This window comes from Persicobacter sp. CCB-QB2 (genome assembly GCF_001274635.1).
GTDB lineage: Bacteria > Bacteroidota > Bacteroidia > Cytophagales > Cyclobacteriaceae > Persicobacter > Persicobacter diffluens.
In genome coordinates this window covers 3,099,856-3,116,305 of record NZ_LBGV01000001.1, presented here as the reverse complement: position 1 = coordinate 3,116,305, position 16,450 = coordinate 3,099,856, and the positions used below count along the sequence as shown (strand labels likewise).

Genomic DNA, 16,450 nt, shown 5'->3' with positions numbered 1-16,450 from the left:
TGGCAAATCAGCAAAAAAAAGCCATTGTCTCTCTTAGATATTGGTTAAAAAAAGGTTAATCTTCAGCCGAATCTAACTATTCCTCCTTGTTAATGGTATTTAGTGGAGTTTGATTTGTCTTGTTGCTGTAGGTGAGGGATTTCTGTTTTTATAGGTATCTAAAAAAGTGAAGCCATTATTGTTAATAATTATGAGGAATAATGAAGATGACATTGGGGATTTTGAAAAAAATAGAGTGATAAATTTTTATCGTACAATTATTATGGAAAGGGTTAATCTAATTCTAAAAACAGGTCATTCTAAGGTTTTATCAGAGATTTTTGCGTAACTAGAATCTCTAAAAATACAATATCGTTTTGAGTAAGCCTCTTTTTGCCCTTTTTCTATTGTTTATTGGTTTATGTCAAGGGAGTGCCCATGCGCAACATCAAGCTGATAGTTTGTCCTCAGGGCAAGAGATGAAGCTGGTGGAAGATGTAATGGATTGGGTGACTATTGATAAAGAAAAATATACCCTGTCCTTTTATCCTTTGCTGGATTATTCTGAAAGGGCCGGCTTAGATGTAGGCATTATGCCTGTGATCGTACTGAAAGATCAGAAAGAGCGAAAAAGGGAAACCAAATACAGCCGGCCAACGACCATCATTCCTTCTTTTGCTTATTCTACCAAAGGACAGATGATGCTGGATACGGATGTGATTTTTTATCACACCAATGGCTGGCTTCTAGGCTCAAGAATCCTTTGGTATCAAATTCCGGATACGTATTATGGTATTGGAGGACCCAATGTGCCGTCAACGGAATTTTTAACCAATACTTTTGGGGCCACCGGGGTTTGGCTGAATCCTCTTACCGATGTGTTTTTTCTGGGATTGTCTTATGATGTTTCCTGGGTAGATAATAGTCGTTTTGAAGGAGAGAGCCTGGATGAAAGTATCAGGGGATTTGAAGGAGGATTTACCACAGGTTTGGGGCTGGATGCCCGCTTTGATACCCGGGATGATATCCTGTATCCTAGCCGGGGGCAATTAATTACTTTTGACTATCGCTACTATTTCGGGGATTTTAACTTTCATCATTTGGAACTGGATCTGGCTTCCTTTTGGAAAATTGGTTCCGCCAAAAACGTGATTGGTGCTCAGGCTTATTATGAGTTTGTCCTGGGGGATGATGTGCCCTTTTACAAATTACCACAATTGGGGGTAAGCATCATTTTCGAGCCATTGGTCACCCGAACCGATATATTGATAATCAAATCTATTATGTACAGGCAGAATATCGCCGGCATATTTACGGGCGATTTGGGGCTGCTGCTTTTGGGGGCTGGGGAAATACACGTGCGGAATGGGAAAATCCCTTTGTGAAAAATGGCAAATGGATGTATGGTGCCGGATTGCGATTTCAGCTATTGCCGGATGATCATTTGAATTTCCGCCTGGATGTGGGCAAAACTGCCGGAGAAGAGATGGCCATATTCTTTACCATGCGGGAGGCCTTCTAAAAAAGGGGCGGGAATTATTGCTGTTGAGGCAGGAATCTTTCAGGAAAAATTGCACAGCTGAGCGACAAGGGTGTAATTTGTGGAAAACAAGCCATAAATCATGACCCGTAAAGAACGCTATCAGGGCATATTGGACTATTTCGCCCAAGCCCAGCCGGAAGTTGAAACAGAGCTCAATTATTCCAATCCTTATGAACTTATTGTCGCCGTGGCCCTATCTGCCCAGTGTACCGATAAGCGCGTCAATATGGTGACGCCAAAAATTTTCGAAGACTTTCCTACCGTAGCGCATTTGGCAGCCACGCATTTTGATGAGCTATTCCCCTATATCAAATCCATTTCTTATCCCAACAATAAGACGAAACACCTGATTGGAATGGCGAAAATGTTGGTGGAGGATTTTAACAGTGAAGTCCCTGCTACGGTAGAGGAATTAGTAAAATTGCCCGGAGTGGGTCGGAAAACGGCCAATGTGATCGTATCGGTGATTTACAATCAGCCTGCCATGGCGGTGGATACCCATGTTTTTCGTGTATCCAAAAGGATGGGACTGGTGAATCAGAATGCTTCCACTCCTTTGGAGGTGGAAAAACAATTGATGCGCCACATCCCCAAAGAGGTGGTGCCCAAAGCGCATCATTGGTTGATTTTACATGGGCGCTATATTTGCCTGGCGCGTAAGCCAAAATGTGAAGATTGTAAGATTTCGGCCTTTTGCCGTTCCTTTGAAAAGGGCGCGTTTATATAAATATTCAGGCTATGTTTTTTCAGTGATTGTCAACCTTTGTGGGAAGGCCATAGCCGTTATTCCAATAGAAATTATTCAAACTAAATATGTCAGCAATACATGCAATTTGGGATCGTCAGGGAGTGTTAACCGCCGAAGTTATAGAGCGGATGCTGCAGGCAGCAGAAGGTTATGGAAACTCAGCGGGGCGATGGGAAGTAATCCACATGCCGGAAGGGCAAATCTTCCTTGGGGTGAATAATTTGCTGTTGGATGACAAAGATATCCGGAGTTTACAGCCCGTTTCCACCAAAGAACGTACACGATATGCGGCCATGGATGGGCAACTCTTTAATTATCATGATATTAAAAATCAACTGGTCAGTGAAGGGGCTGTATTCGGTTCCATGTCTGTGGCGGAGGTGTGGATGAAATGGGAGGAAAAGACCGAAAATCCCCAATATTCAGAGGTAAATGGTGATTTTGCGGGATTTTATGTGGATAAGTCTGTTAATAAGTTGAAAATTGTGGATAACTCTTATGGTTCGAAGCAAATATTCAACTATCAGTCGGAAAATTTTTGGGTGTTTTCCACCTCATTGTCCTCCGTTATTGCATCGGGCTTGACAGATAAAGCGCTTGATCAGGTGGAAGTTGCGAAACTGTTATCTCAGGGTTACGTCTCTGAGGGGGCTACCATTTATAAAAATGTAAAAAACCTTACATGGGGGACGCAGCTGCAGCTTAGCTGTGGAAAGGAAGGTTGGCAGTTTTCCACAAATGTGTGTAAGTCGGTGGATAACTACTTTTCTGCGCAAACGGAAACTGATGAGGAGGGATTGAAGGAGGCTTTGATCGATACTTTGTTCATGGAAACCTCGGGGGATAAGAACATTGGTTTGCTTTTTACCGGCGGTCAGATGAGTACCACATTGGCGGCTTTAGGAAGAGAGGCAGGCATCCGCCCCGCATTGGCTTATGGACTTGCAGTGGATCCTTCAGAGGTGGATCAGCGATATGCGGATTATAAGTTTGCGGAAGATACTTCCTATGAGGAGGGATTAGCATTATATCAGGATTTGCTTACTGAAAAATCATTAGAGCACTGGGAAGATTACATCTCCCAAATGGAGGTGCCCTGTCTGAGAATGAGCGGATTTATTCATTATCTGCTGGCACAGTTTATTGATGGCCGATCCGAAGTGGTGCTATCTGCTGAAGGGGGAAATACCTTGTTGGGAGCGGATAATGCTACTTTTGGTTTTGGCTTGTATCTCGAAAAATATGATTTGTTAAAGTCATGGATTCCCATGATTAAAAAGCTGGAAGGGGTATTGCCTTCAAAATCTTTCCTGCCAGTTAAAAAGCACCTGGACTTAATTCATTTGTTGGGCCGACATATTGACGAATCCCCCTCGATCACGGCGCAAAATTTATTCAGCCTTTTTGGGGATAGCGCAGAGGGGGATATGGGGAGTGATTATAAAGCTCTGCGGGAATGGCAGTTTAAGCAAGATCTTCCAGGTCGCTTATATGTGGAGTCTTCCCAGTTTTATCGTCAGAATGGGATTGAGGTGCGGTATCCTTTTTTGAATGAGTTGGTGTTGGAAGAAGGCTTAAAATCTGCTAGACACTTTAATAGTGAGCAAAATGCGACTGTAAAGCATTGGTTGAAGAATTGGGCCAAGGAAAAGGTTGCCGCACGGCCACATTACGATAGTCGCTTACCGCTTGCGAATTATTTAAAATCCGGTAAGGCAGATATAATAAAGCATCAACTGCAAAAGGAAGATGCGCTGGTGTATCAATATTTGGACTTCGAAGAAATCCAGGGCATGCTGAAAGCGGCGGAAAAAGGAAAAGCTCAGTTTGAGGACCAACTGTGGGCAGCCGCTGTGATGGGCGCCTGGTTAGATTTTCATTTTGGGGAATAAAAAAAGGAAGGGCGCAGGCTCTTCCTTTTTCTAAGCCGGATTATTCTTGCGAAAACCCTCGTTTAGCTGTAAGGCGGAAAAAATGAAGAAATTTTTCCTATTTCATTTTTTTCCAACGAAACAGATGAATGAGGAGAAAGCAAGCTTGCCCAATTTTGGGCTATTATAAATCAAAGAAAACATATCATAACAAACTAAAAACCAGTTGTTGCGCTTAGTTAATGAATTGAGCGGTGAATAATTCGGGTTAATAGTGGGGTTTTGCCCTAGCCTTTGTATTTAGAATGGGCAAAAATATTTTCCGCATTCGGGTTGGCCATTAGGCTTTTTAGATCCGCGGATTCATTTTCTTCCATATATTTCTTTACGATCTCCCAGCCTACCCATTGGCCAATTCTTCCCGGGCATTTTTCACCGATTTCCAGTGTTTTCGGGCGCTCTCCAATGAACTTTTTCTTTAATTCATTTCCGGATTCATATAACATTTGATTTTTCACCAGGCTGGCCCAAATCACTTTACTGTGCTCCTTTGATTCTTTAAATTCCTCTTCGGTATAGCCAATGATCACCGTATCTGCCACGCAAGGGAGGATTTGTTTGGTGAAATAATACGACTTTCCATAAAATATCATGTCCGCCAGCATGCTGCGGTCCTTGGCATTGGAGCGCATAAAGCCATCGGCCAGTTGGTTGATTACTGAGGGGACAATATATTCCGGTGAGTATCTTCGCAAAATATACTGTGGCATGCTGTTGGGGCGGTATTTGGCGCCTTCCCCAAGAAAATAATCCAGCCCGATGATAATGAGGCTGTCCGAAACGTAGAGGTCGTCGTCAAAGCCCTGAAAGTTGGTGTCAAAGCCGGTAACGCCCGTCACGATTCTCGGTGCCTTAAATTCGGGGTAATGGTATTTGATGTTTTTAAAAGCTTGCTCAAACTCCTGCTTGAGGTCATATTGATCGAAAACTTTTTCCGATTCCTGGATTAATTCCTGAAAGGCCGGATGCTGACTTCGGTCAAATAGCTGATTGACCAGGATAGAATCGTGTGGGTGCTGTCCCTGTTTCAAAAAGAGGGTAGCAAAGGCCGGTTGGTTTTTTAAAAATAGCGCAACTTCTTCTTTGGATGATATTTTTTTTAGTGCAGAAGCGGTCGAAGTAAAGTCCAACTGGAGTGCAATATTTTCGGTATTAGGTTGTTGGCCACAAGGATCCTCTGTTTGATTGCAGCCACATGCAATCGCAGTCAAAAGGACCATGAAATATTTAATTTTGCTGAAATTCATAGACGGTAAATTTATGGCAATTTTTCATAAGGTGAAATAAGTATAAAATTAAAAGGAAAAATACTGTATGAATTTAAATCTTATTGAAAATTATTTTTTAGGGTTGTATTGGAATAATTATATTTTCCCGGGAGTTGATATTGCGATCGGTGTTATGAAAAATGATATTAACAATCTGGTTTCCTTATTGCGCTTTAAGGATGAGTGGCTTGAGTATGTTTAATGTTGACATAATTATTTCCTATTCCACTATTATTTTTAGTGATAATACCATTTAGAATCATTCTAAATAATTTCAATTGAATGAAACCAATAGCAATTTTTTGGCTTGGGGGACTCATTTTTCATCAATTTCATAATCAACAATGGATCTTATTAAAAAATTATTCACTCCTGATAATTGTCATATTATAACCTAATTTTAACCCTCTCTAAAGCAGCTGATTCTTCCCTCCTTTATGGTAAACTAATATAGAATATGGGGAAGGTTTTCAGATTTCTAATGCCACCGAAGCAGTGGCGAATTCCTGTTATTATGCTATTGGGAGTTTTTGCTGGTTTGGGGGCGTACACCTTTTATGTATCAAAAGCATGGGTGTACTTATCCGATGATCCTGCGGCCTGTGTGAACTGTCACATCATGGCTCCTCAGTATGCAACCTGGCAGCACAGCTCCCACCGTGAGCAGGCAACCTGTAATGATTGCCACGTGCCGCATGATACGCAGGCGCGCAAGTATTATTTCAAAGCCATGGACGGTTTGCGCCATGCGACGATGTTCACTTTGCGCTTAGAGCCTCAGGTGATCAAGATTCATGAAGCAGGAGCTACCGTAGTACAAGAGAACTGTCAGCGTTGTCATGATCATTTGACTTCCGCTAACGATAATCTACAGGTGAGCTTTCAGGAAGCAGAACATGGGCAAGGGAAATTATGCTGGGATTGTCACCGCGAGGTGCCACACGGCCGGGTGAACAGTTTGTCCTCAACGCCTAATGCGCGTGTGCCATTACCTTCATCGGTAGTGCCAAAGTGGTTAAAAGAAAAAACGAATAAGAAATAAGATTTAATTAGATATTGATATGGCGAATATTTCCAAAAGCGTAAACAATAAACCCTGGTTGGGTTGGTTGTTATTCGGACTTTCCCTGGTAGCAGTTTTCTGCCTGGGCTTGTTGGCTTCTTCTATTACTGAGCGACGGGTTGAAGCTCAGCTGGTGAACAAACCAATGAAAGCTTTGTCTAAAACAGAAGCAAGAAACGAATTGTGGGGAGAGAATTATCCACGCGAGTACCAGTCCTGGAAGGAGACTTCGGAAATGGATTTCGTTTCAAAATACAATGGAAATGTAGAGCGTGACATGTTGGAAGAGGATCCAAACTTGGTGGTACTTTGGGCAGGTTATGGTTTCTCGAAAGACTATAATGCACCACGTGGTCACTTCTATGCGGTGGAGGATATTCAAAACACTTTACGTACAGGTGGTCCAGTAGATGAGAATGACGGTCCTATGCCAGCGACTTGTTGGACTTGTAAGTCTCCGGATGTACCTCGTATGATGGAGGAGCATGGAGTGGCAGAATTCTACAAAGGAAAGTGGGCCGGTAAAGGTTCTGAGATTGTGAACCCAATTGGTTGTGCAGACTGTCACGATTCTGAGACCATGAACTTGCAAATCAGCCGTCCGGCATTGGCCGAAGCTTTCGAGCGTCAGGGTAAAGATATCAATGATGCTTCTCACCAGGAGATGCGTACTTTGGTTTGTGCGCAGTGTCACGTAGAGTACTACTTCGACAAGCGTGATGGCAAAGAGAATTATTTGACTTTCCCATGGGATGAAGGTTTCAAAGTAGAGGATATGGAGAAATACTACGATGCGATTGATTTCTCTGACTGGACACACTCTATCTCTAAAGCGCCGATGTTGAAAGCACAGCACCCAGGTTATGAAACCTGGCAAATGGGTATTCACGGTCAGCGTGGTGTATCTTGTGCGGACTGTCACATGCCATATAAAACTGAAGGCGGTCAGAAATTCACTGATCACCACATCCAGTCTCCATTGAACAATATTGCAAACTCTTGTCAGGTATGTCACCGCGAGGATGCAGAAACATTGACGGCTAACGTTTATGAGCGTCAGGATGCGATCAAAGAAACACGTGATAAAGTAGAGCGTGAATTGGCGATTGCTCACCTGGAAGCAGGTTTCGCCTGGGAACAAGGTGCTACTCCAGCACAAATGAAAGAAGCTTTGACTTTGATTCGCCACGCGGGTTGGAGATGGGATTTCGCTGTTGCGGCACATGGTTCCTCTTTCCACGCACCAGTAGAGATCGCGCGTATCTTGGGATCTGCCCTTGAGAAGTCTTACCAGGCACGTATGGAGATCAAGAAAGTATTGGTTGACTTAGGTTATACCAAAGATGTTCCACTTCCGGATTTCTCTACGAAAGAGAAAGCACAAAAATCCGTTGGTTTGGATATGGCGAAGTTGGAAAAACAAAAAGAAGACTTTAAGCAAAACCTATTGCCTAAGTGGTTGGAAGAAGCCAAGGCAAATGGTAAGTTGATGAAATAAAACAATTTCGAGGCAAGCATATTGGAGCAATCTTTGAATTGCTGAGCTTAAGAGGCAAAGTAAAGACGGGAGGAGTTCATTCTCCCGTTTTTTGCGCAAAACACCATCAATGATCATGTTTTGATCTGCGAATTGTCAGGAATTAAGAAAATCTATTGCTAAGAAGATGGAAAATAAGAAGCAGAAAAGAAAGCTTTGGACAGGCGCTCTGGGATATGCGGAAGCATGGGTGACGGTTGCGGGCTTGTGGTTGATTGGGGCCGCACTTCAATTTATGAATGGGCCATTTCCCGATGTGGCCATGATGTGGCCGGCCAATATCATTGCGGGATCAGTCCTGGTTGCTGCCATCGTTTTACTGTACTTTTTCAATAGAAAAAAAGCCTGGGTGAAATGGCTGGCCGGAGTACCAGTGGCCATTGTGAGCTTATCTTTCTTCGGACTGTTGTCCGTGATCATGGCGCTTACGCCACAACAAGCACATTTGGATCCGCACTGGATCATGGATTTGGGCTGGAATCAGATGACCTCCTCCTACCCTTTCATTTTATCTTATTTCTTCCTGTTAGTTTCTCTTGGTTTTGCTACCATGAAGCGTTGCTTCCCATGGCGGAATAAAAACTGGGGTTTCTTTGCGAACCATGCCGGTTTGTGGATTGCCCTGTGGGCGGCCGGATTTGGCGCTTATGATGTGCAGCGACTGTCGATGGATTTATACACCGGACAGCCGGAATGGAGAGCCTACGATGCCAAAGGGCAGATTTATGAATTGGATCTGGCTTTGGAGTTGAAAGCGTTTATCATGGAGGAATACGATCCGAAACTGATGATGGTGCACCCGAAGACCGGACAGATTTATGATGCTGCTGCACAGTATTTCCTCACGGTAGAAAATGATTCTACCGCCGGCAATATGATGGGTTTTGATATTCAGGTGAAGCGATTGATGCCTGCTGCCGCCTATGTGGCGGATGCCTCAAATGCCCGCTATGAGGAAGTGAATCAAATTGGTGCGGCCGCTACCGTATACGCTGAGGTGACCAAGCCGAATGGCGAGAAAGTGGAAGGCTGGGTAAGTGCAGGTAGCTTTGCGGCTTCTCCTGCATGGTTAATGTTGGACAGCACGCACACTTTAGCCATGGCACCGCCGGATCCTAAGCGATATGCTTCGGAGGTGAAAATCTTCCGTCCGGAAGAGGAAACTTCCGAGGAAGCACTGATTGAGGTGAACCATCCGATAAAGGTGGGTGACTGGAAAATTTACCAATTGAGCTATGATGCCGAGAAAGGCAAGTGGTCCAATCTGTCAGTGGTGGAGTTGGTGAGAGATCCATGGTTGTGGGTCGTGTACATAGGGGTATTTATGATGATCGCCGGAGCGGTTTATCTGTTCACTCTGAATAAAGATAAAGTAGAACCATCAAAACAAGCATAAGGATGAGCTGGGCAATTTTTCCATATATCGGTATGATCAGTGGAGCACTGTGGACAACCGGAACTTTCGGAGCATTTAAAAAATGGGATGACAAGGTGGTGAATGTCTTGTTCTTCTTGGGGATTCTGCTTTTTGGTGGTTTTATCGCTGCCATGTGGATGCATCTGGACCGTCCACCGATGAGAACATTGGGCGAGACCCGTCTTTGGTATTCGCTATTCATTCCGCTTATTGGTTTGTTAGGCTACCGTCGCTGGAAATATTTCTGGCTGCTGGCTTATGCCTGTGGGATGTCGGTGATGTTTATCAGCATTAATGTAATGAATCCTGAGGCCATGAATAAGGCTTTGATGCCGGCACTGCGTTCGGTATGGTTCGTTCCCCATGTGATTGTATACCTTTTCGCTTATGCGATTCTTTCCGCTTCCTCGGTGGTGGCGATTCAGGGACTGATTCAGCCAAAGAAGAGTTTGAGTTTGTTGAAAATGGGTGATCATTTGGTGTATGTGGGAACGGCATTTTTGACTTTGGGACTGTTATTTGGAGCCCTATGGGCCAAAGAGGCCTGGGGCCATTACTGGACCTGGGATCCGAAGGAAACCTGGGCTTTCATTACGTGGCTGGCTTATATGATTTACATCCACTATCGCCATTTTCACCCTAAAAAAGAGTCTGCAGCATTGTGGACGCTAGCTATTGCATTTATTGTACTACTGATCTGCTGGTTTGGTATTAACTATTTACCATCTGCGGCGAGCAGTGTACATACATATACGTCGTAAATTTTTGGGTAAAATCAACCTATGAAAAACTATTACATACTATTAGGCATGCTGGCTGCATTGTGGTCAGCCCCTGCTTATGCGCAAGAAGAGGGCGAATCAAAATTTGAACTGAAAGCTCAGATTCGTCCACGTGCGGAATTCCGCAATGGATCACATGGATTAAAGCCAGAAGGCGCAGATCCTGCATTTTTTATTAATAACCGTGCACGATTAAGTGCCTACTATACCGATGCAAGCGGTAAGTTGAAAGTCGGAATGTCGGGTCAGAATGTTTCTGTTTGGGGGGCGACTCCACAAACAGAGATGGAAGGTTCCTTCATGCTGAATGAGGCGTGGGCTGAATATGCCGTTTCTAATACGGTGGCTTTTAAAATTGGTCGTCAGCAGGCAGCCTATGATGATGATCGTATTTTGGGAACTTTGGACTGGCATGTAGCGGGCCGTTGGCATGATATGTTCCTGACTAAAGTGGAACTGAACGATTTTCAGGCGCATTTGGGTTTGGCTTACAGCCAGAATGGTGAAAATAAGTTTGATAACTTATACACGCCAAGCGGCCAGCCTTACAAAAGCATGCAGTATTTGTGGACCAGCTATAAATTCTCCGAGCAACTGTCAGCAACGGCATTGTTCATGAATTTAGGCTTTCAGAAGATGGACGCTGATGGTCCTGTTTCAGGTTTGAACAATCTGCAGACAGTAGGTACGAACTGGACCTACAAAAATAATGGCTGGATGGTATACGCAACTTACTACCATCAGTTTGGGAATAACAACGGTGTGGAGAATGTAAACGCAAACCTTGCCGCTGTTAAAGTAGCGTATAACGCACAAGGATCTGCCTGGACCTTCACTGGTGGATTGGATTACGTTTCCGGTAACGATGAAGAAGTGGTTGATATAGTAGATGACAACGGAATTGCTACTGGTGAGCAAAGAGTTGTTCCTGTAGAGGGAAATAAATCTTTCGATCCGCTTTATGGTACTCACCACAAATTCTATGGTTTCATGGACTACTTCTATGTAGGTAACCATGGTAGAAGTGTAGGTCTGTTCGATAAAAATATCGGAACGACTTATAAGGTGAATCCTAAATTGGCGATTACCGGTACTTTACACCATTTCAACAGCGCTGCTTCTATCAAGAACGAGCAGGGAGGTTCTGAAAGTACTTATTTGGGAACGGAACTGGATCTATCCTTTGCTTATAAAGTGGCGAAAGACGTTACTTTGGTGGGTGGATTCTCTCAGATGTTTGCCGGTGAGCAAATGGAATTGCTCTATCCAACAGGAAATTCTTCCAATGGTCAGAACTGGGCCTGGTTGAGTGTGAATATTAATCCTACGATTTTTGCGACAACGTTTAAGTAATTCATCAATTCAGGAGATGAAAGACAGGCCTTCCGATTGGGAAGGCCTGTTTTGTTTTTAGCGGTTTTGGGATTGCTAAAAACGGACTTTCGGTTTTTCAATCGGGGCAGGGATGAAGTGGGCCTGTTAAACCCGAATTATTCACCGCTAAATTCATCAGCTAAGCTTAAGTAGCTTTAATTCAGTTTATTATAATTTTTTCTTTAGTTTATAATAGCCCAAATTTGGGCAAGCTTGCTTTCTCCTCATTCATCTGTTTCGTTGGAAAAAACTCGAAATAGGAAACTATTCCTTCATTTTTTCCGCCTTACAGCTAAACGAGGATTTAAGCATGAAAAATCCGGGTTAAGCTCCTTTTTCCAGCCTGACAGCGTAGCGGCTCGGAAAAAGCGCGAGCCACGCCAGCCCGATGTGAACGCTTGCGGTAGCAGCCCCCTAAAAAGGAAGTACCCTGATTTCATTTTGATAATGTTAACAGCAGGCTTCGGTAGTACAGCAGTTGGTCTGTTGATTACTTTAGCAATCACAGGTACAGGAGCTTCCATCTGCGCAGGTGCAGGTACAAGTTCTATCCTCATTGCAGACACACTCACACTTTTGATCTCCACACTGGCATTCGCATTTTCCGTTTTCACACTTACACTGACAGTTCTTGTTGTTTTGAGGTTCGCAACAGTTAGTTTCCGGTGTGCAACAAGCATTTGAATTACTCATCTTTTTAAATGTTTAGGTGTTAAAATTATTTCACCCTCTAAGACGGACCACTTTTAAAAAGACGCAAAAATTTTTCAAATCGATTAACTGTTGCGCTGCGTGATGGCGCAGGTACAATGGCTTGCCCCGGCTTCACAGTTTTTGCGGCAGTTGCATTTGGGCTGGTAATCGTGGATATTGCCGTAACGATCTGTTTCTGCTCCACAACATTGCTGGAATAGCGCTTTTAATTTTTGTCGTCCGCGTTGTACTCTGGATTTGGCAGCGGAGTAACTGAGGTTAAGTTCTTCGGCCAATTGCTTTTGATTGAGGGTACCTTGTGCCGATTTCTCCAGCGCGTGGCGATATTTTTCCGGCAATTGATTAATAAAAGGTAGCAGGCAGGGAAGAAAGTCTCCATTGAGATTTTGCGCTTCCTCTAAATCGGGAACGTCATAGGTTTCCTGATAATCGACCAACTGTTTTTTACGGTAATGATCAATAATGGTGTTCCGGGTAATTTGGTAAAGCCAGCTGGAAAGCTGATCCTGATCTTTGAGGCTATCGGACTTCAGGTGAATTTTCACAAAAACATCCTGCAAAATGTCCTCAGCGGTTTCATAGTCATTGACACGCTTATGAATAAAGCCACCTAATTGATCCTTGAAATTGTTCCAGATATGCTCCGTCATGCCTTTTTCTTTGATAGACGATTCTCTCTGAAAAGGACGCAAAAATAATGCATAAAAAAAGCCGCAGCTACTGCCACGGCTTTCCTATATTGTTATTGGGCCAGCCAGTCGACCATCTTTTGAGCCACACTGTGTGCAGAGGCGGGATTTTGCCCGGAGATCACCCGCTGATCCGCTACGGAATAGTCGCCCCACATCGGACCTTTGGAAAAGATAGCTCCTCTTTCAATCAGGGCATCTTCCAAAAGCAAGGGAACCTTTTTTTCCAGCTTCATGGCCGTTTCTTCCTCATTAGAAAAGCCATTGACCTTTTTGCCTTTGATTAGGTATTCTCCATTGGATAGCTTGATGGGCAATAAGCCCGAAGGTCCGTGGCAAACTGCGCCCACCACACCGCCATCTTCATAAATGACTTGCGAAATCGTCGCCAAATTTTCATCTGTCGGGAAATCCCACATTGTCCCGTGGCCTCCGGCATAATAGATAGCGCGATAATCTTTTGGATTAATATCCGAAGCCTTAATGCTGTTCCTGACCAGCTTTTGAGCAGCCTCATCTTTGAGAAAATTCCTGTTTTGCATATCCGTGGTATCCATGCCGGTAAGCGGTGCCTCTCCCCCATTCGGACTAACGAAAACCACCTCATAGCCATTTTCCAGGAAGGTATAATAGGCATGTGAAACTTCCGACAGGAAATAGCCAGTGGGCTCTCCCCCCTGACCCATTTCAGCATGACTGGTCAGTGCAATCAGGATTTTTCCCTTATTGACCGGGAGTTTTGGTTGGATATTGATGCGGTAAATTTCATAATCTTTCCGATCTGAGGGGGCATAATTGATTTGAGAGGTAGTGAAGTAAATGTTGCCTTCGGGGTCTTTGGCAAAGGTATCGGCCCAACGGATTTTTGGATCTTTCAGAAAGCGGAAATAACGTTCTTCACTATAAACCGCCACAGCCTCATTTTCCAGATCTGCCATGAACAGGTTTCCGGCATCATCGAACAGCATCCCATCAGGCGCTGCAATAGAGGCTACTCGCTCTACGCGATGGGCAAGGTCTTCATCATTGAAGGTAGGGTTTTGCAAAGCTGCTGTTGGTATTCTATACAGACTGTGAGCAGTTAAAGCGGCATAGTATAGGTATTTTTTATCAGGGGAGAGGGCGATGCCGTCGGAATGCACCTGATTTTTCCAAAGACCATTTTCAAAAACCAGATAATCCGTTTCAGCCTGCGTGGAGGGATGGTCGGCCAAAACTTTTCGGGAGACGCCGGTATTCAAATTCAGGATGACTAACCCTCCCGCTCCGGAATCGGTGATGTATACCATGCCTGCTTTAGTATCGATACGAAGGTCGTTGAAATAGGAGTTTTGACTCCAGGTCGTCCCAGAGAAAGGAATGGTCTTTACAAATTCATCCCGATCCAGATTAAAGAGATGCAGACGGGGACCGCCTTCCAATACGCCCTGAAATTGGGGATTCGCCGGATCCAGTACCCATAGGAAATTGCGGTCGTCCACCACGACGGACTGCACTGTGGAGAAGTGTTCTTCTTCATTTTGGCCATTGAAGGTATTCCATGCTTCATTGGGAAAAGGCACTACCTTACCGTCAATAATTTCCGCTACTGACACAGGTACATCATCGGACCAGCGGGGGAAATTCACGAACATTCGGCCCTCGGGACTGATGGTGATGCCGGTCCATTGTCTGGAAGAGCTGGCGATCAGACTCAGCGGGCGGTCATCTTTTGTGATTTTTTCTTTTTTGGGGTGCTCACAAGCCCAAGCGGACATTAAGAATGCCGCGATCAGGAGTTGGTTTAGTATTTTCATTTTGAGGATAGATTGGGTGGAAGGGTGTTGGTCTGATTAGCAATCGGACTGGAGTGGAATTGAAAGTGTGCCGTGATACTAATCAACTATTTTAACCCGAATTATTGCCCGCTAAATTCATCAACTAAGCGTAAACAATTTATTTTAAGGTCTTTAAAACTTATTTTCTTTGAATTATAATAGCCCAAATTTGGGCAAGCTTGCTTTCTCCTCATTCATCGGTTTCGTTGGAAAAAATTTGAAATAGGAAAAATTCCTTCATTTTTTCCGCCTTACCGCTAAACGAGGATTTAAGCATGAATAATCCGGCTTAAAAAAATTAAACAAAATTCAAGAGGGATGCAAACAGCATGCATCCCTCCCGGTAAGTATTATTTATACGCCCCGCTGGAGTAGTGTAACTCATAACTGTGGCTGTAAATTTCAAAGATATTTCCGAAAGGGTCTTCCACATAAACCATACGGTAAGGTTTCTCATTCGGGTAGTAATACCGAACGGGCATTCTTTGCTTCCCACCTGCGGCAACAATTTTTTCTGTTAGTCCTTCCACATCCGGGTCCTGTACACAGAAGTGGAATACGCCGGATTGGTAAGGGTTGAAAATACCTCTGGTTTTGGGTTGATTAGGGAATTCGAACATCTCGAAGCCTACCCCATCTGAAGTGGATAAATGGGCAATGCGGAAAGTTTCCCAACCCTCTCCAAATACGTCGATACACATGATCCCGATAGCGGATTCATTTTCTTCTTTCACCGTTTCGGGTCCCATTAATAAATACCAGCCCATGACTTCAGTATAGAACTTAATCGCCTGATCTAAATCAGGCACGGTAATGCCGATGTGGGAGAATGCTCTTGGATAAGTTTTATTTTCCATTTTTCACCTTTTAAATTTGTGGGCCTTAACCCGAATGATTCACCGCTGTAGTTAGGTGGAAGCGTTAAGGGCTTGATTTCCAGTTTGATTTGGGTGGTTCATTTAATAGTCCCAATTAGGGTAGTTTACTTTCTCTTCATTCAACTGCTTTGTTGGAAACATCTCGAAATAGAAAATTATATCTTCATTTTTCCAGCCTTACAGCTAAAGGAGGATTTCAACATACATTATTAGGATTAATGGGTGCAAATTTTGCAGGTAAATGTTAGATGGTCAAGTATCTACGAAAAAGTAGTATACTTACAAAAAAGTAGTAATTGAGCGGAATAGTTCTTAGGGTAATAATTTTTTTTAAATGGAAGCAGAAAAAAGTTGTGGAGTATGTCCATTGGCAGAGACCATGGAGGTGATCGGTAGTAAATGGAAGCCCTTAATCCTGTTTCATCTGCGCGAAGGCGCAGAGCGTTCCGGGGTACTTCAAAGGCAGGTGAAAGGGATCACCAATAAAATGTTTACCCAGTCCATCCGGGAGTTGGAAGCGGATGGTTTGGTGGTCCGTAAGATGTATCCTGTCGTGCCTCCGAAAGTGGAGTATATGTTAAGTATGCGAGGAAAATCTTTGTTGCCCATTTTGGAACAACTAGATCAATGGGGACGTGAGGTTTTGCTTGCTGAACAGGTGTAATGTATCGTGGTACTTTATGTTAAAATAATTGATTTATTGTGAGTCT

Annotated in this window: 15 protein-coding genes; 10 read left to right on the top strand and 5 right to left on the bottom strand. The window is 43.8% G+C overall.

All coding sequences use genetic code 11. From position 1 onward, the window contains the following. The first annotated feature begins 356 nt into the window (after positions 1-356). The 4 genes from NG22_RS13740 (at position 357) to NG22_RS13730 (ending at position 4,162) form a co-directional block, all read left to right on the top strand. Positions 357-1,364, top strand: a complete 1,008-nt coding sequence (locus NG22_RS13740; protein ID WP_157601094.1) for a hypothetical protein — start codon at positions 357-359, stop codon at positions 1,362-1,364. Further along, positions 1,361-1,501 carry a hypothetical protein gene (locus NG22_RS17850; RefSeq protein WP_157601092.1) on the top strand — a complete coding sequence of 47 codons (141 nt, stop codon included), beginning with the start codon at positions 1,361-1,363 and terminating at the stop codon, positions 1,499-1,501. Before NG22_RS13740 ends, NG22_RS17850 begins: the two co-directional genes overlap by 4 nt. Positions 1,502-1,601: 100 nt before the next feature. Next, complete coding sequence (gene nth / locus NG22_RS13735; protein ID WP_053406247.1) at positions 1,602-2,249, top strand: endonuclease III; 648 nt, start codon at positions 1,602-1,604, stop codon at positions 2,247-2,249. Between the two features lie 86 nt (positions 2,250-2,335). Next, on the top strand, positions 2,336-4,162 hold the full coding sequence (locus tag NG22_RS13730) for an asparagine synthetase B (RefSeq protein WP_053406246.1): 1,827 nt from the start codon (positions 2,336-2,338) through the stop codon (positions 4,160-4,162). Positions 4,163-4,428: 266 nt separating this feature from the next. Here NG22_RS13730 and NG22_RS13725 read toward each other — a convergent pair whose 3' ends face one another. Next, on the bottom strand, positions 4,429-5,448 hold the full coding sequence (locus tag NG22_RS13725; RefSeq protein ID WP_053406245.1) for a hypothetical protein: 1,020 nt from the start codon (positions 5,446-5,448) through the stop codon (positions 4,429-4,431). A 478-nt stretch (positions 5,449-5,926) separates the two neighbouring features. Between NG22_RS13725 and nrfH the strand changes: the two genes are divergently transcribed. From nrfH to NG22_RS13700, 5 genes are all read left to right on the top strand, one after another. After that, complete coding sequence (gene nrfH, locus NG22_RS13720; protein WP_053406244.1) at positions 5,927-6,511, top strand: cytochrome c nitrite reductase small subunit; 585 nt, start codon at positions 5,927-5,929, stop codon at positions 6,509-6,511. Positions 6,512-6,530: 19 nt separating this feature from the next. Beyond that, positions 6,531-8,030: an ammonia-forming cytochrome c nitrite reductase gene (gene nrfA, locus NG22_RS13715; RefSeq protein ID WP_157601090.1), complete on the top strand. Its 1,500-nt coding sequence runs from the start codon at positions 6,531-6,533 to the stop codon at positions 8,028-8,030. 166 nt (positions 8,031-8,196) lie between these two features. Continuing rightward, positions 8,197-9,465: a cytochrome c biogenesis protein ResB gene (locus NG22_RS13710; RefSeq protein ID WP_053406243.1), complete on the top strand. Its 1,269-nt coding sequence runs from the start codon at positions 8,197-8,199 to the stop codon at positions 9,463-9,465. Between the two features lie 2 nt (positions 9,466-9,467). Then, positions 9,468-10,247: a cytochrome c biogenesis protein CcsA gene (gene ccsA / locus NG22_RS13705; protein ID WP_053406242.1), complete on the top strand. Its 780-nt coding sequence runs from the start codon at positions 9,468-9,470 to the stop codon at positions 10,245-10,247. A gap of 21 nt (positions 10,248-10,268) precedes the next feature. Beyond that, entirely contained in the window at positions 10,269-11,621 is a 1,353-nt protein-coding gene (locus tag NG22_RS13700; protein ID WP_053406241.1) for an alginate export family protein, read from the top strand. 293 nt (positions 11,622-11,914) lie between these two features. Here NG22_RS13700 and NG22_RS13695 read toward each other — a convergent pair whose 3' ends face one another. From NG22_RS13695 to NG22_RS13680, 4 genes are all read right to left on the bottom strand, one after another. Beyond that, positions 11,915-12,322, bottom strand: a complete 408-nt coding sequence (locus NG22_RS13695) for a hypothetical protein (protein WP_053406240.1) — start codon at positions 12,320-12,322, stop codon at positions 11,915-11,917. 96 nt (positions 12,323-12,418) lie between these two features. Continuing rightward, a complete protein-coding gene (gene sigZ / locus NG22_RS13690; RefSeq protein WP_053406969.1) occupies positions 12,419-13,006 on the bottom strand; it encodes an RNA polymerase sigma factor SigZ in 588 nt (195 codons plus the stop codon). Between the two features lie 92 nt (positions 13,007-13,098). Next, entirely contained in the window at positions 13,099-14,841 is a 1,743-nt protein-coding gene (locus NG22_RS17670) for an L-dopachrome tautomerase-related protein (protein WP_082305084.1), read from the bottom strand. 371 nt (positions 14,842-15,212) lie between these two features. Next, entirely contained in the window at positions 15,213-15,719 is a 507-nt protein-coding gene (locus tag NG22_RS13680; RefSeq protein WP_053406239.1) for a lactoylglutathione lyase family protein, read from the bottom strand. Between the two features lie 355 nt (positions 15,720-16,074). Here NG22_RS13680 and NG22_RS13675 point away from each other — a divergent pair, with 355 nt between their 5' ends. Further along, the gene (locus NG22_RS13675; protein WP_053406238.1) at positions 16,075-16,404 is read left to right on the top strand and encodes a helix-turn-helix domain-containing protein; all 330 of its coding nucleotides are present in this window, start codon (positions 16,075-16,077) and stop codon (positions 16,402-16,404) included. The last annotated feature ends 46 nt before the right edge of the window (positions 16,405-16,450 follow it).